Source organism: Marinomonas pontica, assembly GCF_026191375.1.
GTDB classification, from domain to species: Bacteria; Pseudomonadota; Gammaproteobacteria; order Pseudomonadales; family Marinomonadaceae; genus Marinomonas; species Marinomonas pontica.
The window spans coordinates 35,917-55,659 of sequence record NZ_JAODTL010000032.1; the positions used below are offsets into that span (position 1 = coordinate 35,917).

19 protein-coding genes and 1 pseudogene are annotated in these 19,743 nt (G+C 47.7%); 12 read left to right on the forward strand and 8 right to left on the reverse strand.

The window, feature by feature from the left end; all coding sequences use genetic code 11:
• Positions 1-124 precede the first annotated feature (124 nt).
• The 6 genes from N5P32_RS06850 to N5P32_RS06875 all read left to right on the forward strand — a co-directional run bounded on the left by N5P32_RS06850 (position 125) and on the right by N5P32_RS06875 (position 6,931).
• Complete coding sequence (locus N5P32_RS06850; protein WP_265728369.1) at positions 125-1,321, forward strand: amidase; 1,197 nt, start codon at positions 125-127, stop codon at positions 1,319-1,321.
• A 4-nt stretch (positions 1,322-1,325) separates the two neighbouring features.
• Positions 1,326-2,936, forward strand: coding sequence for a gamma-glutamyltransferase family protein (locus N5P32_RS06855; protein ID WP_265728370.1), 1,611 nt, complete (start codon positions 1,326-1,328; stop codon positions 2,934-2,936).
• A 14-nt stretch (positions 2,937-2,950) separates the two neighbouring features.
• Positions 2,951-3,769, forward strand: coding sequence for a sulfite exporter TauE/SafE family protein (locus tag N5P32_RS06860; protein WP_265728371.1), 819 nt, complete (start codon positions 2,951-2,953; stop codon positions 3,767-3,769).
• Between the two features lie 9 nt (positions 3,770-3,778).
• On the forward strand, positions 3,779-4,999 hold the full coding sequence (locus tag N5P32_RS06865) for a pyridoxal-phosphate-dependent aminotransferase family protein (protein ID WP_265728372.1): 1,221 nt from the start codon (positions 3,779-3,781) through the stop codon (positions 4,997-4,999).
• Positions 4,999-6,225: an allantoate amidohydrolase gene (locus tag N5P32_RS06870; protein WP_265728373.1), complete on the forward strand. Its 1,227-nt coding sequence runs from the start codon at positions 4,999-5,001 to the stop codon at positions 6,223-6,225. Before N5P32_RS06865 ends, N5P32_RS06870 begins: the two co-directional genes overlap by 1 nt.
• Positions 6,226-6,565: 340 nt before the next feature.
• Positions 6,566-6,931 (forward strand): cupin domain-containing protein, encoded by a 366-nt coding sequence (locus N5P32_RS06875; RefSeq protein WP_110574757.1) that lies wholly within the window; start codon positions 6,566-6,568, stop codon positions 6,929-6,931.
• Positions 6,932-6,991: 60 nt separating this feature from the next.
• Here the strand turns inward: N5P32_RS06875 and puuE are convergent, their stop codons facing one another.
• The 3 genes from puuE to N5P32_RS06890 are packed head-to-tail and all read right to left on the reverse strand — an operon-like array spanning position 6,992 to position 9,359.
• Positions 6,992-7,915, reverse strand: coding sequence for an allantoinase PuuE (gene puuE, locus N5P32_RS06880; RefSeq protein WP_265728374.1), 924 nt, complete (start codon positions 7,913-7,915; stop codon positions 6,992-6,994).
• Positions 7,916-7,954: 39 nt separating this feature from the next.
• The gene (locus tag N5P32_RS06885; protein WP_265728375.1) at positions 7,955-8,686 is read right to left on the reverse strand and encodes an aspartate/glutamate racemase family protein; all 732 of its coding nucleotides are present in this window, start codon (positions 8,684-8,686) and stop codon (positions 7,955-7,957) included.
• Between the two features lie 7 nt (positions 8,687-8,693).
• Positions 8,694-9,359 carry a GntR family transcriptional regulator gene (locus N5P32_RS06890; RefSeq protein ID WP_265728376.1) on the reverse strand — a complete coding sequence of 222 codons (666 nt, stop codon included), beginning with the start codon at positions 9,357-9,359 and terminating at the stop codon, positions 8,694-8,696.
• A 266-nt stretch (positions 9,360-9,625) separates the two neighbouring features.
• On the opposite strand from N5P32_RS06890, the gene N5P32_RS06895 reads away from it, so the two are divergent.
• A complete protein-coding gene (locus N5P32_RS06895; protein WP_265728377.1) occupies positions 9,626-11,062 on the forward strand; it encodes an NCS1 family nucleobase:cation symporter-1 in 1,437 nt (478 codons plus the stop codon).
• Between the two features lie 84 nt (positions 11,063-11,146).
• Here N5P32_RS06895 and eat read toward each other — a convergent pair whose 3' ends face one another.
• From eat to N5P32_RS06910, 3 genes are all read right to left on the reverse strand, one after another.
• Entirely contained in the window at positions 11,147-12,553 is a 1,407-nt protein-coding gene (gene eat / locus N5P32_RS06900; protein ID WP_148834439.1) for an ethanolamine permease, read from the reverse strand.
• 103 nt (positions 12,554-12,656) lie between these two features.
• The gene (eutC, locus tag N5P32_RS06905) at positions 12,657-13,544 is read right to left on the reverse strand and encodes an ethanolamine ammonia-lyase subunit EutC (protein WP_265728378.1); all 888 of its coding nucleotides are present in this window, start codon (positions 13,542-13,544) and stop codon (positions 12,657-12,659) included.
• The gene (locus tag N5P32_RS06910) at positions 13,541-14,977 is read right to left on the reverse strand and encodes an ethanolamine ammonia-lyase subunit EutB (RefSeq protein ID WP_265728379.1); all 1,437 of its coding nucleotides are present in this window, start codon (positions 14,975-14,977) and stop codon (positions 13,541-13,543) included. The genes eutC and N5P32_RS06910 overlap by 4 nt, the downstream gene beginning before the upstream one ends.
• A 250-nt stretch (positions 14,978-15,227) precedes the next feature.
• On the opposite strand from N5P32_RS06910, the gene N5P32_RS06915 reads away from it, so the two are divergent.
• The 5 genes from N5P32_RS06915 (at position 15,228) to N5P32_RS06930 (ending at position 18,649) form a co-directional block, all read left to right on the forward strand.
• A complete protein-coding gene (locus tag N5P32_RS06915) occupies positions 15,228-16,220 on the forward strand; it encodes a helix-turn-helix domain-containing protein (RefSeq protein WP_265728380.1) in 993 nt (330 codons plus the stop codon).
• A 427-nt stretch (positions 16,221-16,647) separates the two neighbouring features.
• On the forward strand, positions 16,648-16,962 hold the full coding sequence (locus N5P32_RS17970) for a DUF6693 family protein (protein ID WP_322783838.1): 315 nt from the start codon (positions 16,648-16,650) through the stop codon (positions 16,960-16,962).
• A 116-nt stretch (positions 16,963-17,078) separates the two neighbouring features.
• A complete protein-coding gene (locus tag N5P32_RS06920) occupies positions 17,079-17,600 on the forward strand; it encodes a hypothetical protein (protein ID WP_265728381.1) in 522 nt (173 codons plus the stop codon).
• Between the two features lie 9 nt (positions 17,601-17,609).
• Positions 17,610-17,924, forward strand: coding sequence for a hypothetical protein (locus tag N5P32_RS06925; RefSeq protein WP_265728382.1), 315 nt, complete (start codon positions 17,610-17,612; stop codon positions 17,922-17,924).
• 215 nt (positions 17,925-18,139) lie between these two features.
• A complete protein-coding gene (locus N5P32_RS06930; RefSeq protein WP_265728383.1) occupies positions 18,140-18,649 on the forward strand; it encodes a GNAT family N-acetyltransferase in 510 nt (169 codons plus the stop codon).
• Positions 18,650-18,800: 151 nt separating this feature from the next.
• Here the strand turns inward: N5P32_RS06930 and N5P32_RS18340 are convergent, their stop codons facing one another.
• Both N5P32_RS18340 and N5P32_RS06940 read right to left on the reverse strand, forming a co-directional pair.
• The gene (locus N5P32_RS18340) at positions 18,801-19,229 is read right to left on the reverse strand and encodes an EamA family transporter (RefSeq protein WP_457920480.1); all 429 of its coding nucleotides are present in this window, start codon (positions 19,227-19,229) and stop codon (positions 18,801-18,803) included.
• A 132-nt stretch (positions 19,230-19,361) separates the two neighbouring features.
• Positions 19,362-19,726: pseudogene (locus N5P32_RS06940) on the reverse strand (EamA family transporter); the annotation flags it as partial.
• Positions 19,727-19,743 lie beyond the last annotated feature (17 nt).

The following is a 19,743-nucleotide window of genomic DNA, read 5'->3' on the forward strand; positions in this document are numbered from 1 at the left end:
TTCTAAGAGAGAATACACCCACACTGTTTGCGGCATTTTTTAGAAAATAGCAGAATTATTTTTTGTTTCAGTTGACAGGGTGGTGAAACGATTGTTTCATATGTTTTACTCAAGCGGAGGACATATGAAACATTTCATCGCAGACAATCCCTTTCTAACACTCTCCAAATCGGTTTGGAGTGATACTTCAACGACCGATGAAAACGCGGCGTTAAGCGGTTTACGTTTGGCGGTGAAGGACTTGTTTCATATGGCCGGATTGCCGACTTCGGCGGGTAATCCTACTTGGCTTGCTACTCATGCTATTCCAATGGCCACTGCTTCCAGCGTTGCTTCTTTGTTAAACGCGGGCGCTGTTTTTTGCGGTAAAACCATGACGGATGAGCTGGCTTACAGTCTCAATGGTCAAAATATTCATTACGGCACGCCGGAAAATCCGGTGACGCCAAATCGTCTCCCGGGCGGATCGTCATCGGGTTCGGCGGTGGCGGTGTCATCGGGTCTTGCTGACATTGGTTTGGGCACCGACACGGGCGGCTCGATTCGTGTGCCAGCAAGTTACAATGGATTGTTTGGATTACGCCCGACCCATGGCGTGATTCCAGCCGATAACATGGTCGCCCTCGCGCCGTCTTTTGATACGGTGGGCTGGCTTACCAAAGACCTAGTGACCTTAGAAAAAACCGCCAAAACACTTTTTCACAGCAAAACCCACACAGCATTCTCTAACGTATTGATCGCCAAAAACTTAATGGATCAAGTGGCGCATGTGAAAGAGCTTCATCACCAGCTTCAAACATGGCGCGAACAAGGTCGTTTTCCCAAAGAATCTTCCATCGTAATCGACACGCAAGCATGGAAAACCAGCGAGACATTTAGAACCCTACAAGGCGCAGAAATTTGGCATGAACATGGCAAGTGGATAACGGAAATCGGTGCGTTGGAAAAGGGGAAGGTGGTTTTTGCGCCAGACATTCAGTTGCGTTTCGAGTGGAGCCAAACCATTTCGGCCGCTGACGTTGCCGCTGCAAAACAGCAAAGACAGCGCTTTACCGATTGGCTGGAAAATGAAATCGAAGGATCGGTGCTTATCATCCCAACCACACCGGGTTTAGCGCCTTTGTTTGATGCGCCGGACGACGAACTCGCCGCTTATCGAAACCAGCTCATGGACATTACGGCCATCGCGGGATTGGCTGGTTTGCCGCAATTGCATTTACCCGTTTGTACTTTACAGGGCGCGCCATGTGGCTTGTCTTTGGTGGGTTCAAAAGGCACCGATTTGGCGTTGATTGAATTCGCAAAAAAATTAATGGAGTAGCGTCATGAAACAGAACGACATCGCGTTTACGGCGCCGCATTTTAAAGCCACAGAGACAGGGCGAAACATCCTAGAACAAGGCGGCACCGCAATAGAAGCCATGGTGGCGGCCGCTGCGACGATCGCCGTGGTGTACCCGCACATGAATGGCTTGGGTGGCGACGGATTTTGGTTGATCAGCGAACCGGGTAAAATGCCAATCGGCATTGATGCTTCCGGTAAGGCGGCGGAACTGGCGACACTGGATTTCTATAAAGGCCATGACAGCATCCCAACACGAGGCGGCAAAGCGGCTTTGACCATGGCGGGCGCAGTTGCGGGTTGGCAAGAAGCACTTGCTGTTAGTCAAGAATGGCAAACCGCCGCCAAGGCACAAAACTTGTCGTTAACGACCTTGCTGGACGATGCGATTCAGTTAGCGAAGAACGGCAGTGAGGTGACAAAAACCTACGTCGATGCCAGCAAGAAAACCTTTGCCGACTTGGTAGACGTTCAGGGTTTTGCTCCGTCTTTTTTAAAGAACGGCAGCCTGTACGAACAAGGCGATACGTTGACCTTGCCAGTACTGGCAAAAACGCTGGAACAGTTAGCTGAAAAAGGCTTAGACGATTTTTATCACGGCGATATTGCCAAACGTTTGGCGAAAGATTTAGCGACGGCTGGTTCTCCGATTCGCTTGGCGGATTTTGAATCTTATCAAGCAAAGCGTGTAGCACCTTTGCAGGTGAAAACCAGTGTTGGCTCGCTGTATAACTTGCCCGCGCCGACACAAGGCATCGCGTCGTTATTGATTTTGGCCTTGTATGACAAGCTTTATATGCAAGGCAAAACCGCCACAGACATGGCGCATTTGTTGATCGAATGCACTAAACAAGCCTTTATCGCGCGTAATGAATTTGTGACTGACGAATCTCGTTTGGCAATGGACTTGTCGTCTTTGTTGGATGAAGAACAGCTAGAAAGAATGTGTCACGAAATTGCTTTAGAACGAGCGCAACCTTGGCCCCACCAAGCCAAACAGGGCGACACCATTTGGATGGGCGCCTGTGACAGCGAAGGCCGCATGGTGAGCTACATCCAGAGTTTGTATTGGGAGTTTGGCAGCGGCGTGGTGAGTCCTTCGACTGGCATTGTGTGGAACAACCGCGGCTCGTCGTTTTCGTTGGAAAAAGGTTCTTTGCAAGAACTTGGACCGAATTTAAAGCCTTTTCATACCTTGAACCCCGCGTTTGCTGAACTAAACGATGGCCGTCGTATGAGTTACGGCACCATGGGCGGTGAAGGCCAGCCGCAGACGCAAGCCGCGTTGTTTAGTCGTTATGTGTATCACAATATGCCATTGGATAAAGCCATCAGCGAAGGTCGTTGGTTGCTCGGTCGAACGTGGGGCGATGTCAGTCATAATTTGAAAATCGAGCGGGACTTTGCGGATATCGCGGCCGAGGAATTGGTGAAACGCGGGCACGATCTAGTCATCGTTGACTCGTGCAATGAATTAATGGGTCACGCGGGTGCGGTGGTGCTTCATCAAGATGGGCACACCGACGCTGCGACAGACCCACGCAGTGATGGCTCGGCCATCGATAGTCGTTTTATTCGTAATAATCTCATTTAGGAGCAAACAGAAACATGTCATTCATAATGGAAAACTATTCCATGATTCTCGCCATGATGGCCACGGGTGTGGTTGGCGGGATTTTAGCCGGTTTGTTAGGCGTTGGCGGCGGCATCGTCATCGTACCGGTGTTGTTTTTCTTGTATCAAGGCTTGGGCGTGAGTGCGGATACGGCCATGCTGGTGGCGACCGCCACGTCTCTTGCAACCATTATTCCGACCTCGATTAGCTCGATTCGTGCCCATAAAGCCAAAGGCAATGTGGATTTCGATTTGTTGAAACGTTGGGGCTTTTTTATCTTCTTAGGCGTAATGATTGGTAGTTTTGTGGTAACGCGTGTGGATGGGCAATGGCTGACTTTATTGTTCGGTATTATCGCGACCTTGTCTGCGCTCAATATGTTGCTGGGCAAAAAAGACAGCATGTTTAAGTCTTTACCAGGCAATGCTGGCCAAGGCGTGATGGCAACGTGTGTTGGCTTTTTTAGCTCCATGGTAGGAATCGGTGGTGGCACCTTGACGGTTCCTATGCTGACTTTCTGTAATTATCCGGCGCACCGTGCGGTTGGTACCGCCGCCGCGGTGGGTTTGATCATTTCATTGCCTGCGGCCTTGACCATGTTGATCTTTGGACAAAGCCCTATTGATTCCCCTTATGGCACTGTCGGTTTGGTTAACTTGATTGGCGCTGCGTGCATCATTCCGCTAACCGTTTTGTTTGCTCCCGTTGGTGCGGGTTTAGCCCACCGTTTAGACGCGGCCAAATTGAAGAAAGTCTTCGCGGTTGTGTTGATTTTTACTGGCATCAAAATGCTTTATCAGGTTTTAGGTTAGGAGTTCATTATGCAGCCGCTATCATTGCCGCCAAGATTATTAATGGGCCCCGGCCCGATTAACTGTTACCCACGAGTGTTGTCAGCGATGTCCACTCAGCTAGTGGGACAATACGATCCCACCATGACCAGTTACATGAACGAAGTCATGGCGCTCTATCGTCGTGTTTTTAATACTCAGAATCAGCAAACCTTTTTGATCGATGGTACGTCTCGGGCAGGTATTGAAGCGGCTTTGGTGTCTTGTTTAGAACCTGGCGATAAAGTACTGATTCCTATCTTTGGTCGTTTCGGTCACTTGTTGGCTGAGATTGCGGAGCGCGCTGATGCGGAAGTTCACACCATCGAAGTGCCTTGGGGCGAAGTATTTGATCCGCAGCAAATTGAAGATGCGATCAAGAAAGTACAGCCAAAACTATTGGCTATCGTGCAAGGCGACACTTCGACCACCATGTTTCAGCCATTAGAAGAATTGGGTGATATTTGTCGTGCCCATGATGTGTTGTTTTACACCGATGCGACGGCATCGATTGGTGGTAACCCGTTGGAAGTGGACGCGTGGAAAATCGACGCTGTGTCAGTGGGTTTGCAAAAATGTCTTGGTGGCCCATCAGGCAGTGCGCCAATTACATTGAGTGATCGCTTTGTGTCTTGTGTACGCAAACGCGCCCATGTGGAAGCGGGGATTCGTGATGCTCATCACCAAGGTTCGTCTGGTATGCGCATTCGTTCTAACTACTTTGATTTGCCTATGATCATGGATTATTGGGGCGATGAGCGTTTGAACCACCATACGGAAGCGGCGACCATGCTGTTTGGCTCTCGTGAGTGTGCCATTCAGTTATTGACCGAAGGTCAGGATGCCGTTATCGAACGCCATAAGTTGGCAGGCAATGCCATGTTGCAAGGTGTTCTAGCTATGGGCTTACAGCCATTTGGTGATTTGAAACATAAGATGACCAATGTCGTGGGTGTACATATTCCTGATAACGTCGATGGTGAACAAATTCGCCATGATTTGCTGAACATTTTTAACATCGAAATCGGTACTAGCTTTGGCCCATTAAAAGGCAAGGTTTGGCGTATTGGCACCATGGGTTATAACGCTCGCCAAGACGCTGTTTTGCATACCTTGCAGTCACTTGAAACCGTATTGCGACGTGCCGGTTTTGCGTTACCTGCAGGCGCTGCGGTAGACGCGGCCATGTCGGTTTACGCAGGAGAAAAATAATGACAGATTACGGCAAACTCGCTCAGTTGGTCATGGACCGCTGTGACGAACTTGGCAAAATCAGTCAAAGCGACGATTGCCTAGATCGTCGTTATCTCACCAAAGAACACAAACAAGCCAATGGATTGGTGGGCGGCTGGATGCAAGATGCTGGAATGCAAACCTGGCAAGACGAAGCCGGTAACCTTTGGGGGCGCTGGCAAGCGGCCGATCCTGATGCACCGCGCTTTATCATGGGCAGCCATTTGGATACGGTGCCAAACGGCGGTCAATACGATGGCATGTTGGGTGTTATTACGCCGGTTACCTTGATCGCTGCGATGAAAGACGCGGGTGTTTGTTTGCCGTTTCACCTTGATGTGGTGGGATTTGGTGACGAGGAAGGCACGCGTTTTAGCTCTACCTTGCTTGGCAGTCGTGCTCTAACGGGACAATGGCCTGCAAGCTGGGCCGATGTGAAAGACAGTGATGGGATTAGCTTATCGCAAGCACTTAAAGATTTTGGATCGGACTTCGCGAGCATTCCTAATGCGGCCATCGCAACCGATAACTTACTGGGTTACCTTGAACTGCACATTGAGCAAGGGCCAGTTTTAGAAGATTTAGACTTGCCCGTCGGCGTGGTCAGTGCCATCGCCGGGGCAAAGCGCTTTGAATTTAACATCACTGGTATGGCTGGACACGCTGGGACTGTGCCAATGAAACTGCGCCAAGATGCCCTTTGCGCCAGCAGTGAAATGATTCTTGCTGTGGAAAAAGTCGCTCAAAATCATGGCATCGTTGCGACTGTTGGTCGTATTCAGAATCGCCCCAATGGCGTGAACGTCATTTCTGGCAACACCGGTTTTTCCCTTGATATTCGCAGTGAATTTGATGACAAACGTGACGTCGCGCTCGATGAAATCTTGCTGGAATTAGACGCCATTGCCGCCCGTCGTAATGTGCGTATTGAGCGTAAAGCGACCCATGCTGCTGATGCGGTGCATTGTGACGCCAAGCTGCAAAGCGTGCTTCGTAATGCGATACAAACACAAAATATTCCCGTGCATACTTTGTTTTCAGGCGCGGGACATGACGCCATGGCGATTGCGGATATTTGCCCTGTGGCGATGTTGTTCATGCGTTGCGAAAAAGGCATTAGCCACCATCCAGCGGAAGCGATTGATACGCCAGATGTGGCCGTAACCTTGGCTGTACTTCACGAGGCCTTACAGAATTTAGCCTAAAGCTTTTGTGGTTAGCTACTCCGCATAACGCCTCGCTCCCCGAGCAGGCTCGAAGAATCGCTCTGGCGTTATGCGGAGTAGCTAGTTGTGTGTGGCGTAACGCCTCGTTCCCCGATTGGACGTGAAGTTGGCTTTGGCTCCCCAGTATAACGTTTCGCTCCCCGAGCAAGCTCGAAGAATCGCTTTCACGTTATGCTGGGAAGCTAGCCTTCTTAGGTATGAATACGCGGTAAAAGTGTCCATGTGTTTAATGGGGGTTGGCGTGTCGAGGAACGAGACAATGCGCAAGCCAATTGAATTGCATGGACGCTTATTATGAAGGTCAATAAAGAGGTATTCGATGAAATTTACGCGCATTTTTAACGACGATCAGGGCAAAAGCCACTTCGGTGATTTGAATGTAGATGTCCGTGATGGTGGCCCAATTGGTTTTTTGTCGGAGCGTTTCCCAGTGGGGGAACTGATGTTTCGCGAAACCCCGAGTGATTATGATTTCAAATGGCATCCAGCGCCACAGCGTCAGTTATTGTTTATCATCAAAGGGCGTTGTGAGTTTACAGTATCGTCCGGTGAAACTCGTCAGTTTGGCGCGGGTGATGTGGTCTTGTTAGAAGACACCGAAGGCGAAGGCCATTGCAGTAAGGCTTTATTCAACGAAGTCAGACATTCTATTTTTGTTACTGTGCCCGAAGACGTGGTGTTTTAGGTCGTTTTATCCACAGAAGAATGGCGATTTTCTCTAAAGGGAAATCGCCATTTTTTATGCTCAAGCGGGCGGATGATTTTCTATCCAGTGATCAGCGATGTCTCCACGGCGAGCGATCCAGACGTTGTCGTGGGATTGCACGTAATCTAAGAATTTCTTCAGTGCCATGAAACGGCTTGGTTTGCCTAATGTTCGGCAATGCATTCCGATGGACATCATTTTCGGTGTCGTGGCGCCTTCTTCGTACAAGCAATCAAAGTTGTCTTTCAAGTATTGGAAGAATTCCTCGCCATGATTAAAGCCATAAGGTGAGGAAAACTTCATGTCGTTGCAGTCGAGCGTGTACGGTACGATAAGGTGCGGTTTGCTGCCACCATCAGGCGTATCGACCTTCACCCAATAAGGTAGGTCGTCGCCGTAGTTGTCCGAGTCGTATTTAAGTTGAGACTGTTCTGCGACCAAGGCGCGAGTATTGGGTGAATCGCGTCCTGTGTACCAGCCCGCGGGTTTAACGCCAGTGATTTCTTCTATCAAGGCGAGCGCTTGTTGCATGTGTTCCCGCTCTTGTTCGATCGGCATGTCTTGGTAGTGAATCCATTTTAAGCCATGACACACAATCTCGTGTTTGCCTTCTACAAAAGCTTTTGCCACGTCAGGATTACGTTCTAATGCGGTCGCAATGGCGAACACGGTTAGTGGGAGACCTCGTTTTTCAAATTCATTAAGTATGCGCCAAACGCCAGTGCGGGAGCCGTACTCGTAAAGGGATTCCATGCTCATGTGACGGTCTTTGAAAGGCTGAGCGCCGAATATTTCGGATAAAAAGGTCTCGGCGTGTTCATCGCCATGAAGAACGCAATTTTCTCCGCCTTCTTCAAAATTTAAAACAAACTGAAGAGCCACTCGGGCGTTGTTCGGCCATTTGACGTTGGGCAGCCCTTGGCGGCCATAACCCGCGTAATCGCGTTCTAAATAATGTTTCATTGTATCGGTTCCATGTTTTATGGATGGCAAGTTGAAAGGTTACTTGCTCCAGTGAGCGTAACGGCCAATAAATGGTTTGCTAATGCGCTGTCCATATTGACCTATTTTAGAAGTCTGTAACCCAAGTTGATGCAATGACTCTGCCAATTTTACGGCGGCGACAACGCCATCAATGATAGGAACGGGCAGCTCTTCGGCCAGTTTTTCAACCAATGCTGACATGCCAGCACAACCCAAGACAATCGCTTCTGCGCCGTCTTGATCTATCGCCGCGAGGCATTCTGTTTTGAGTAATTGATACGCGTCAGGTTCAATGTTTTCCAAAGCCAGTACGGGAATATCGGTGGCTCTCAGGCCGCTGCACTTATGCTGGTGGCCATACTTATGGAGTAGGTGTTCACTCGCTGGAAGGGTTCGTGACAGTGTCGTAACCACACCAAAGCGATGCGAAATCAGGCTGGCCATTTGGAAGCCCGCTTCAGCAATGCCGATGACAGGCGCATTGGCTAATTCGCGCGCCGCATCTAAAGCAGGGTCGCCAAAGCAAGCAATAATGTGAGCGTCGACGCCCTGTTGTTTCCCTTGTTCAATGAGATCAAGAATCGCGGCGCTGGCGATGACTTCGTCAAATGCGCATTCGATGCTTTTAGGGCCGTGCTCCGGCGTGCACGCGATAATTTGCGTGCTATCTAGCGCAGCAGCTTGTGCGCTTATCGCCATGGCATGAGTCATATCGGCACTGGTGTTTGGGTTAATAAGCTGAATTCGCATGGTGCTCCTAGCGGCCAAAAAGTCGTTGGAAATCGATATTTTCTTCCGGTTTGCTTTCGAGAATGAGTGACGATTTGATGTGTTTTAAGTGATGGCTCATCCAATGTTGGGCTTTGTCTGCGTCTTTTTGATCTAACAGGTCAAGCAATTGAGTGTGGTCACCACATTCACAACCCACACTGCCGCGTGTGCCATAAGCGGCGAGAATTAATGAAGATCGATAGCAAAGTTGTTCGATAAAATGGGCAAGCACTTTGTTACCCGACAATGTGGCTAATTCATAATGAAAACGGGCGGTTAACTGAATCGAGTCGGCCAGCAGATTGGCGGATTCGGCCTGCTTTTCTTCCTGTGCCATGGCTCTAAAGCGTTTGGATTGTGTTTCGTCCCAATGCATTAATAACGTAGGAATCAGTTGTGGCTCGATCAGAATGCGGCTGTCCAATATTTCTGACGCTTCTGCTTCGCTTGGTCTATTGACCTGTGCGCCTTTATTTTTTTCGATAACGACAAAATGTTCTAAAGCAAGTCGTTGTAATACTTTACGGATTCCTGTTCTGCTTACACCAAAGGCTTCAGACAAGCGATCTTCTGGTAAGCGAGCCCCCGGTGGGAGTTGATGTTCGACAATGGCTCTGAGTATTTGTCGATATATGTTTTCGTCATTAGACATAGGGCTTCTCTAAAATTGTATACGATATTTTCAATGTCATAGTGTATAGACAATATAACACGACAATTTGCTTCGTACATCTTAAACAATGATATTCATTATTGTGCACAATTTTGGTGTGGTAATGGCGTTTTTGAGTATATTTGGTGCGACATTTAACGGCTTTATTGTTTTTCTTTGGAATAAACACTTGGGTTTTATGAAAATGTTTTTTTGGCACATAAATTGTATTCATAATTGTATACAATCAAAAAAGGAACGAAGTCATGAAGCAAGAATTTGAGCAAAGCCTTAAGTTGGCAAACAGCGATCTCCTGCCGGAGAAAGATCAGAAATGGGGCTGGTATAGTATTTTTGCGTTTTGGATGTCTGATGTGCATAGCGTTGGTGGTTATGTGTTTGCTGCCAGCTTGTTTGCGCTGGGTCTAAACGGTATTCAGGTTTTTATTAGTTTGTTATTGGGGATTTCCATCGTCTTGGTCTTTGCCAACTTAATGGGCAAACCAGGCCAAAAAGCGGGTGTGCCGTTTCCTGTTGTGGCGCGTATGTCCTTTGGCGTATTCGGTGCCAATATTCCGGCCATCATTCGTGGCTTGATTGCCGTCGTTTGGTACGGTATTCAAACGTTTTTGGCGTCTAGTTCCTTTATTATTTTATTACTTTATTTTTTCCCAGGCATGGCGTCATTGGCAGATAAGTCGTTTATTGGGTTGTCCTACTTGGGCTGGATTGGCTTTACGGCTATGTGGATCGTGCAAGGCATTGTGTTTATGTTTGGCATGGATATGATTCGTAAGGTCATTGACTGGTCTGGTCCAGCTATTTATGTCGCTATGTTTGCTTTGTGCATTTATATGGTGGATCGAGCGGGTTGGGAAAACATCAGCTTTAACCTAAGCTCAAATAACCTGACCGGCATGGATGTGTACGTGCAGATGTTTATCGCGATTGCTTTGGTGGCTGGCTACTTTGCTGGGCCGACTTTGAATTTCAGTGATTTCTCGCGTTATTGCGGTAGCTATAAAAAATTAAAACTGGGTAATCTGTTGGGCTTACCCGTTAACTTTGTATTGTTTTCTTTGTTCAGTGTGATCATTGTCTCTGCCTCTATTCCTGTGTTTGGCGAGATGATTACCGACCCTGTAGAAACGGTTAAACGTCTTGATTCTGGCTTTATTACCGTACTTGGCGCCTTGACCTTTATCTTTGCAACAGTGGGTATCAACATCGTAGCGAACTTCGTCGCGCCTGCGTTTGACTTCTCCAACGTATCACCACAAAAAATCAGTTTTAAAGCGGGTGGTTTTATTGCCGCGTTTGGTTCTGTTTTGCTCACGCCTTGGAATTTGTTTAACAACCCAGAAGTGATTCACTACACAGTGGATGTACTTGGCGCGATGATCGGGCCCTTGTACGGCATTATTATTGTCGATTACTTCTTCATCAAAAAAGGCCACATTGATATTGCAGCCTTGTACACAGAATCTCCACAAGGGGCTTATTGGTACGAAAATGGTATCAACAAAGAAAGTGTTTATGCGTTGTTGATTGCTGGTGCTGTGTCTATTTTAGCGACTTTTGTGTTCCCTGCATTGGCGAACTACGCCTTATTCATTGGCGGTATCGTCGCGGCGTTGACTTATCGTTATATGATGGAGCCTGAACGTATCGCGATGCAAAACATGGTACTTGCTGAGTCTTAACCCAGAGTTTCTCCCTCCCCGAACGAAAAAGCCCCGCATTAAATGCAGGGCTTTATTTTTTTAACGGAGTGATATGTTGGTCTATTACGCCGTAGCGGCAAGGTCCGCTTCCGCGGCGGCCAGCATGTCGAACTCTTCTTCAGGCGTTTTCGCTACAAGGCGGTTTTTGCTGTACAAAAAGTAGTAAGCAGCGCCGATGGCGAACAATACCAAGGTGTAGAAAAACGCGCGTGGATCGTAAGCGTATACACCGGTCAAAGCCAACAGTGACAACAAAAAGGCGATGGATGACGTCACGATGCCGCCGGGTGTTTTGTATGGGCGTTCCATGTCGGGTTGTTTGATGCGTAGCAAGATGTGGCTAAGCGCCATCAAAGCATAAGACACCGTCGCGCCAACAACTGCCATGGCCAACATCAGGTCGCCTTCGCCCGTCAAAGACGCAAGGAAGCCCAATACGCCCGGTACGATCAAAGCACGAGCAGGTACTTTGCGTTTGTCTGTGACAGATAGGCTCTTTGGAATGTAGCCTGCACGAGACAAGGCAAACACCAAACGGCTGTACCCGTAAATGATAGAGAAGAAAGACGCGATCAAACCAGCAAGACCCAATACGTTGACCGCCGTGCCTAGTGATTCATAGCCTGCAAAGTTCAAGGCATCTACCAGTGGAACTGCGCTCTTACCCATGGCGTCAGCGCCAGCGGCACCGGCTAATAAAAACACCACCAAAAGCGCCGTGAACAGTAAAAAGATCATCGCGCCGATAATGCCTTTAGGCACATCTTTCGCTGGGTCTTTGGCTTCTTCTGCCGCTAAAGGCACGCCTTCAACCGCTAGGAACAACCACATGCCAAATGGCAATGCCGCCCAAACGCCATACCAACCCATTGGCATAAATTCCGATGCACCAGCAGCGTCGGTGACTGCCACGTCAAACAAACGAGCCGTGTCAAAATCACCAATCAAGGCCACCGCCGTGGCTAGGATGGCGATCACCGCCAAACCACTGATGACCATCATGACTTTTAATGCTTCGCCAGCACCCGCCAAATGAATGCCGATAAAGACAAGATAAAACGCGGCGTAGACCCAAGGTCCATTAAAGCCTAACAAGGCTTCTACCGCAGAACCGATAAAGATAACAATGGCCGCCGGTGCCAATGCGTATTCAATTAACACCGCCAAACCGGTTAAATAACCGCCCGTTGGCCCCATGGCTTGGCGAGCAAAACTGTAACCGCCGCCTGCTGCTGGGATAGCGGCAGACATTTCCGCCAACGACAACACCAAGGTCAGATACATCACTGCCATCAGCGCTGCCGCGATAGCAAAACCGCCCCAGCCCGCTTCCGCAATACCGAAGTTCCACCCGGCGAAATCACCAGAGATAACGTAAGATACCCCCAAACCCGCAAGCAAAATCCACCCTGCGGAGCCTCGTTTTAGCTGGCGTTTTGCCAGATACTCTTTGTCTAATTGATCACTCATAGTTGTTCCTTTTATGCTTTTGTTAAGTGGTTTATTGGTTGTTTTTTGCCCTTTGGGCTTATAGTTTTCTGGTGTTTTTCGTACGCTTTTTGGTTCAGTTCCCTCAGGATATGAGGAAGTTCTTCGACTCCTTTGATGTGTCTATGATTAAGTCGTCGTCTGATCGGTCTTTGAGCTTTACGCCAGATAGCTTCAGAGTTCGAGCTTCGTTTAATAAATAAAAGGCTTTGCGAGCGGCTTCTTGGTACACCAAGCCCGCTGGACGAACGTTGGAAATGCAGTTTCGATAGGCATCGGTCAGACCGACTTTACCGCCCCACGTGAGGTACAAACCTAAGCTGTCGGGTGAACTCAGCCCCGGACGTTCTCCCACTAGCACTAAAACGCACTTGGCATTGAGTCGTTCACACACATCATCGCCAATGGCGACGCGGCCTTGCTCGACAAAACAAATGGGCGCGAGGCTCCAACCGTTCAGATACCCCGCAAGCGCCTGTAAAAAGGGCAGGGTATTTTGCTCTATCGCCAGCGACGACAAGCCATCGACCACAACAATAGCGAGGTCATATTGTTGCGAGGTGGACGCTCGGTGTTCGTCTAGTGTGTCGGCCGATTCTTCATCTAGCCTGCGGCCATAATCTGGACGCTGTAAATAGGTTGCGCGGTCCGTCGCGCGACTGTGCAACAGTAGGGGGGCACAGTGTTTCGTCCAATCTTTTGCCCAGTCTTGGGCGGTTAATTGCGCGGCCAAACCTGCCGAATCCAGTTGCGTATGAACCGCATCAATCGCCTGAGCATGAGCAAGCTGAAACGCCAGTAAATGTTTGGTCGGCACACTGATACCAGAGCGACCCAGACCCACGCGCGCGTCTGTGAAGGCATTGAGTTTGCTCCAAGCGTTTTCCGTCACAGGCTCATGCTGTTCTGTCACCGCTTCTGCATGAGGGTGTGTCGGAAAAGAATGATCGTTTGGGTAGTCGTCTTGGTTCATGAAAGTCCTCCAATCATGCGATTGAGTGATTTATGGAACGCATCGGGCAGCTGGTGGTTGAGCGTGAATTGCTCGTTGTTCTTGAATATTTCCATCTTGGCGAGCCAAAGATCGAATTCAGGCGCGGGTTTTAAACCCAAGGCGCGACGAGCGTACAAGGCATCATGAAAAGACGTTGTCTGGTAGTTCAGCATGATGTCGTCGGAACCGGGGATGCCCATGACAAAGGTGCAACCCGCGACACCTAACAGTGTCAATAAATTATCCATGTCGTTTTGATCGGCTTCGGCGTGGTTGGTGTAACAGACGTCGCAACCCATGGGTAAGCCAAGTAGCTTGCCGCAGAAGTGGTCTTCTAAACCCGCGCGGGTGATTTCTTTGCCATCGTACAAATATTCAGGGCCGATAAAACCGACGACGGTATTGACCAGCAGCGGATTAAACTTACGCGCCACGGCATATGCTCGGGCTTCGCACGTTTGCTGATCCAAACCGTGATGGGCGTTGGCAGACAAGGCGCTGCCTTGGCCTGTTTCGAAATACATAACGTTGTTGCCGACGGTACCGCGATTCAGCGATAACGCCGCGTCTTGCGCTTCTGCTAAGTTAGCGAGATTAAAACCAAAACTGTCGTTGGTGGCTTGGGTGCCGCCAATGGACTGAAACACCAAATCCACGGGAGCGCCTTGGTCAATGCATTCAATGGTATTGGTAACGTGAGTCAACACACAGGATTGCGTGGGAATATCATAATGCTGAATGACTTCGTCCATCATTCGGATCAAACGTGTGGCTTGCTGCACATTGTCGGTCGCTGGGTTGATGCCAATCACCGCATCGCCGTTGGCGTAGAGCAAACCGTCTAACATACTGGCTGCGATACCGGTTAAATCGTCCGTTGGGTGGTTCGGTTGTAAGCGCGTAGACAAATGCCCCGGCAACCCTATGGTGTTACGAAACGCGGTTTTGACATGGCATTTTTTGGCGACCAAAATCAAATCTTGATTGCGCATTATCTTACTCACGGCCGCCGCCATTTCGGGTGTCACACCCGGGCGAATCTGAGTCAGTACCTCGCTGGTGGCCAAATCGCTGAGCAACCAATCGCGAAAACCGCCAACCGTCAGATGGGAAATAACAGCAAAGGCCGCTTTGTCATGGTCGTCTAAAATGAGCCGCGTAATTTCATCGGCTTCGTAAGGCACAAGCGCCTGTTCAAGGAAAAGACTCAGCGGCACATCGGCCAGTGTCATTTGCGCGATAGCCCGTTCTTCTGCGCTGTCTGCTGCCACGCCCGCTAAACGATCACCGGAACGCGCTGGTGTGGCTTTGGCCATCAGATCCGCAAGGTCGACAAAGCCGAACGTGCGTTCGCCGACAATATTGCGGAATTGAAAAGTGTTTCGTTGAAAAGTCGAATGTGGCTTGCTCATAACCTAATCTCGCGCTTTACTGGTCTTGTGTTAACCCCTAAAAAAGACACTTGTATACATGAAAAAGGGGCATAATTTTTGCAGTTTTATCGGGATAAATTGCTTCATTTATTCCGTTATCTAACCTTACGCAACTTCATAAGGTGACGTTATCGAATAATGGCAAGATTAATAAACACTAATGATTTCAGTCATTTAGTGCTTTTATTTCTTATTTTCTACGGTCTAACGAGTGCAAATAGGTGTGGTTATGTTGAATTCTTCGAGCGATGCACCAAAAAGGGGCTTTTCCTCGACTGTGTCGGAAGCTGATCTATCGAATGTTAGATTGTCAGAAGCGCACGATGCCGACTTGCACGCCAGTAATTTGACCAATTGGCAACAAGAATACGACCAAACCAGCCGCGGCAGTTTTTATGGACGCATTGTTGAACTGCCGTTTGATGGATTGCAGGTATTTTGCGAACACACCAGTCAGGCGTTGCAGCAAAAATGCGTAGTATGGCCAGATTCTGTCTGGCTGGGCATTCCGCTGGCCCATCAAGAAGAAAGCCGCATTAATGGTTTAACCGTTCGCCAAGACACCATAATGTGTCGCCCTGGTGGCTGTGATTTTCAACTATCGACACCGCAAGACTATGATTTGTATGGTTTAGTAGTGGATCGCTCGAAGCTGATTAAGATGGCATCGATTCATGGTGTGGATTTGAATTGGAAAGAACTCACCGAACATGGCCGCCTTGGCGTACCAGCCAAAACATTAGAAGAAGTGCGCTTTGTGCTCGCGCGTTTGCTCTCGGTGCAAAACAAAACCACGCCGTCTAGATTGCAGCAGGACATCGTAATGATGGCGCTGTTGGAAGTGTTAAAAGAAGAAACGCCACAACCCGCCAAAACACAAAGTTATTTTCATCGTAAAAAAGTCGTCGACTGCGCCCGTCAGTTTTTGGATCACCACCTTGATGAAGCCGTAACGGTCACCCAACTGTGTGAAATTGCCAACGTCAGCCGACGCACCCTGCAATACAGCTTCGAAAGCATCCTCGGCGTCAGCCCCATTCAATACCTACGCATCAGCCGACTAAACGGCGTGCGCCGTTCCCTCGTCCAAGCCCAACATGGCCAAGCCGTCAGCGACATCGCCGCCCAGTGGGGATTTTGGCACCTAAGCCAGTTTGCCAAAGACTACAAGCAGCTGTTTGGTGAAACGCCCTCAAGAACACTCACAGGGTTGAGTGGTTGAGCATATCGCTTGCCTCGCGGGTCAAATCACGCTACAAAAGGGCAAACAAAGAACCAACATAACGGCGATCAAAGACCATCGGAAGAGTCATCGTCCAAATGGACTTTGGTGTTTAGCGATTTATTTAACAGGGAAGTCCCACCATGAAAAAAGCCAATCAAGCTATATTTTCATCTGATCCTAATAACTAAGACCGTGACTTGAAAATTGTGGGACTAACATCGTTTCGTTGAAAGTGCCAAAATGATTAGAACCAAGTCAGCGCTGCTTTTCGCAGGAATAGCATCAGGGATAAAAGTTAATAAAGCTTTACTAAAAAACCGAATAGATTGCTGCAAAACCGTTCTTGTTAGATCTTGATTTTGCTTGTAAAAATCGGGTTGTCCATAGATGTTAGCTATCTAAAAGTATTAAATAAGGAGATATTTTGAACATAAAGGCAAATGTAGGGACTTTTGACATATTAGGCCATCTAATTTTGTGGTTTATAATAATTATTATTACGTTCGGGATCGGAGCGTTCTTTTTTGCTTACTCGTTCTCTAAATTTATAATCAACAGGACAGAGTTGATAGACCAGCATGGTGTTTCTCATAAATTAAAGTGCGATGTCGATTTATTTGCTAGCGTTGGACATATTATTTTGTGGATAATAATAACAATCTTAACGTTAGGTTTGGGCTACATTTTCTACTTTTATAAAGTATGGAATTATTGTTTAAACAACAGTTCAGTTGGGTAAATCTATAGCTAACAAAAACAATTAAAAACAATTAGGGTCAGATGAAAATAAAGTTAATTTTCATCTGACCCTAATACTTTATAATACTTTAGATTTTAGCTTGGCAGGATTAGGTTATGGACTTTAGAACTAAAACCATAAACGCAGAGTTTTGGTTTACACAGGCTAGCCAAATGTTAGCTGCGGCCGAAGCATTATTTTGTACTATGTCGTCAAGAAACTCTGAAATGGAGACGTCTGTCGGGTGTCATAAGGGTTCGATGTTTCTGCTCGGCATCGCTCTTGAAAATGCTTTTAAGGGTGTCGTTGCATCGCAAGGAAAACTTATTATCGATGGGGGAAGAATCGATACCAAGAAATCGTTCCCCAGATGCAAAAATCATAAGTTGCCCGATCTTGCTAAATTAATTGGTTTAGAAACAAATCAGACAGAAAAAGAATTGTTGCAACGGTTAAGCATTTATACTGTCTGGGCTGGAAAATATGGTACGCCCCTAAGTGAGAGTGAATATACTGACGCGCAAGAGCATCAATATCAGAACCCCCAAGATTTTGATATAGCAAAGAACTTAATATATAAGCTAAGGGCTAATACTGATTTTGATGAACGATTTGGTTGGCCTGACCCTAATAACTAAAGGTGGAATATGGCGAATAATTGGAACATTCCGTCCGAGCTTGAAAAGGAAGTTCGGGAAAGAGACAGGGTTTGCGTATATTGCGGTAATGAATTTTTATCACATAAGGTATCTACCAAGGCTTCTATCAGTTGGGAGCACATTATCAATGACGCGAAAATTATCACCAGAGAGAATATCACCCTTTGTTGTCGTGGTTGCAATGCAAGCAAAGGACAGAAACAGCTTTCTGTGTGGCTGCAAACAAAATACTGTCAAGAGCGTAACATCACTCCGGAATCAGTTGCCCCAATAATTAAGCAGGCAATAGCAAATGGTCAGTAGTATTGCGCAAGCTATATTTTCATCTGGCCCTAATTAGTTAATATCTTTCTGTCACACCAGTAACTTTATCTTGCATCGCGGGGTGGACCATATATGACCCTAATTTGTCACTAATTTAGTCGCTGTGTCGATGCAAATTGTCTATTACAGTAATGTGAAGCGTGGTAAAACCAGAACATCGCTTCAGCTTTAGATAATTGCTATTGGGAGATAAAATGAGCGTTCAAATTCGTCCTGCTGTCATTGATGATTTACCCGCGTTAACCGATCTCTATAATCACTACATAGTCAATACGGCGACGACCTTTGATATAGAGCCTTACACACTAGAGGGTCGATCCGTTTGGTTCTCGCAGTTTGCATTAACAGGTCGATATCGTTTATTGGTAGCGGAGCAGGATGACGAGATTCTCGGGTATGCTTGCAGTGGGCAATTCAAACCTAAACGCGCTTATGAAACGTCGGTGGAAGTCAGTATTTATTTAAAGCCAAATACTAAAGGTCGAGGATTAGGAACCGCCTTGTACCTTGAGCTGTTTGAGCAACTGGAAACAGAAGACGTACATCGCGCCTATGCTGGTATCACCTTACCTAACGAAGCCTCACAAATTATCCATGAAAAATTTGGCTTTGAATCCGTGGGTGTTTATCGAGAAGTAGGTCGTAAATTTGGTCGATATTGGGATGTTGAATGGTTCGAGAAAACGGTGGGTGGAAACGATTAGACAACAACGCCCAACGTTTTTGGTAATGTGCTGAATGCGTTTTCTAGGTAGGTGATAGCGAATTTGTGAGTGAAAAGTGATATTAAGCCAAGCATGGCCGATGCTGCGTTGGGGCTTTGTCTGTTGCTTAGGTCAAGAATCACCAAGTAGACTAAGCACTACGAAAGAAGAATTTGTTGCCTGTTTCCGCGATGAGCATGCCCAGCAGTATGCTGACGGCGCCGATCAAGCCGATGATGCCCAGTGTTTCATTAAGAAAAATGGCCGCTGTTAAGCACGCGAAGATAGGTTCTAGGGTAAAAATAAGCGCCACTTTGTAATCGGGTAAGATTTTCTGGCACGCAGACTGTGCCCAATAAGCGTAGGCTGTGCCTAATATTCCTGCGACCAATATAGCCGACAATACGATCGGTGAAAAAACACTGTCGTACCAGCTAAGCGGTGTATTTCCTGCTAAATAAAATGCGGGTTCTGACGAGACAAATGCACTGATGCCACTGTAAATTCCTACCGCAAGCAATTGAATGATGGTCAGCGGAATGACGGGCATGGCGCTTACAAAGCGTCCCGTTAACAACATGTGAATGGCGAACGCAAACGCGCAAATTAATACAAGCGAGTCTCCTTGGTTGAAGACCAGTTTGTCCCCAACCGTTAACAAATACAGTCCTATCGTGGCAAACAACACGCCAACACACACGGAACGACTGATCTTTTTTCTGAACAACAGAAAGCCCAGTACCGGCACCAGCGGCGACGCTAATCCTGTGATAAACCCCGCGTTCGACACGCTGGTGTGCCTAAGCCCTTCTGTCTGCGTATAAAAAGCAATAAACAGCAGTAAGCCGAGAAGCGCGCCTTTGAACAGCAAAGAGGGGTTTGCTGTGTGGGGATGCGTTCCGCAGAGAAGAGAAATAACGGTATCAGTGCCAGTCCCGCCAAGGTAAAGCGAATCGAATTAAAGGTATTTACCGGCATCACTTCCATCGCCAAATCTATCAAGGTGAATTCAGACCCCCACACAAAGGCGACAAAGGTCAGCATCAATAGGGCGGTGCGATGGGATCGAACTATCATGTATTACGTCCTTGTTA

What these genes read in the sequence shown, in the direction of transcription:
- N5P32_RS06925 (WP_265728382.1), top strand. Translation starts at nt 17,610, where the DNA reads ATGGCGAATAATTGGAACATTCCGTCCGAGCTTGAAAAGGAAGTTCGG.
- N5P32_RS06850 (WP_265728369.1), top strand. Translation starts at nt 125, where the DNA reads ATGAAACATTTCATCGCAGACAATCCCTTTCTAACACTCTCCAAATCG.
- N5P32_RS06895 (WP_265728377.1), top strand. Translation starts at nt 9,626, where the DNA reads ATGAAGCAAGAATTTGAGCAAAGCCTTAAGTTGGCAAACAGCGATCTC.
- N5P32_RS06855 (WP_265728370.1), top strand. Translation starts at nt 1,326, where the DNA reads ATGAAACAGAACGACATCGCGTTTACGGCGCCGCATTTTAAAGCCACA.
- N5P32_RS06890 (WP_265728376.1), bottom strand. Translation starts at nt 9,359, where the DNA reads ATGTCTAATGACGAAAACATATATCGACAAATACTCAGAGCCATTGTC.
- N5P32_RS06910 (WP_265728379.1), bottom strand. Translation starts at nt 14,977, where the DNA reads ATGAGCAAGCCACATTCGACTTTTCAACGAAACACTTTTCAATTCCGC.
- eat (WP_148834439.1), bottom strand. Translation starts at nt 12,553, where the DNA reads ATGAGTGATCAATTAGACAAAGAGTATCTGGCAAAACGCCAGCTAAAA.
- N5P32_RS06870 (WP_265728373.1), top strand. Translation starts at nt 4,999, where the DNA reads ATGACAGATTACGGCAAACTCGCTCAGTTGGTCATGGACCGCTGTGAC.
- N5P32_RS06930 (WP_265728383.1), top strand. Translation starts at nt 18,140, where the DNA reads ATGAGCGTTCAAATTCGTCCTGCTGTCATTGATGATTTACCCGCGTTA.
- N5P32_RS06920 (WP_265728381.1), top strand. Translation starts at nt 17,079, where the DNA reads ATGGACTTTAGAACTAAAACCATAAACGCAGAGTTTTGGTTTACACAG.
- puuE (WP_265728374.1), bottom strand. Translation starts at nt 7,915, where the DNA reads ATGAAACATTATTTAGAACGCGATTACGCGGGTTATGGCCGCCAAGGG.
- N5P32_RS06875 (WP_110574757.1), top strand. Translation starts at nt 6,566, where the DNA reads ATGAAATTTACGCGCATTTTTAACGACGATCAGGGCAAAAGCCACTTC.
- N5P32_RS18340 (WP_457920480.1), bottom strand. Translation starts at nt 19,229, where the DNA reads ATGTTGTTAACGGGACGCTTTGTAAGCGCCATGCCCGTCATTCCGCTG.
- N5P32_RS06865 (WP_265728372.1), top strand. Translation starts at nt 3,779, where the DNA reads ATGCAGCCGCTATCATTGCCGCCAAGATTATTAATGGGCCCCGGCCCG.
- eutC (WP_265728378.1), bottom strand. Translation starts at nt 13,544, where the DNA reads ATGAACCAAGACGACTACCCAAACGATCATTCTTTTCCGACACACCCT.
- N5P32_RS06885 (WP_265728375.1), bottom strand. Translation starts at nt 8,686, where the DNA reads ATGCGAATTCAGCTTATTAACCCAAACACCAGTGCCGATATGACTCAT.
- N5P32_RS06915 (WP_265728380.1), top strand. Translation starts at nt 15,228, where the DNA reads ATGTTGAATTCTTCGAGCGATGCACCAAAAAGGGGCTTTTCCTCGACT.
- N5P32_RS06860 (WP_265728371.1), top strand. Translation starts at nt 2,951, where the DNA reads ATGTCATTCATAATGGAAAACTATTCCATGATTCTCGCCATGATGGCC.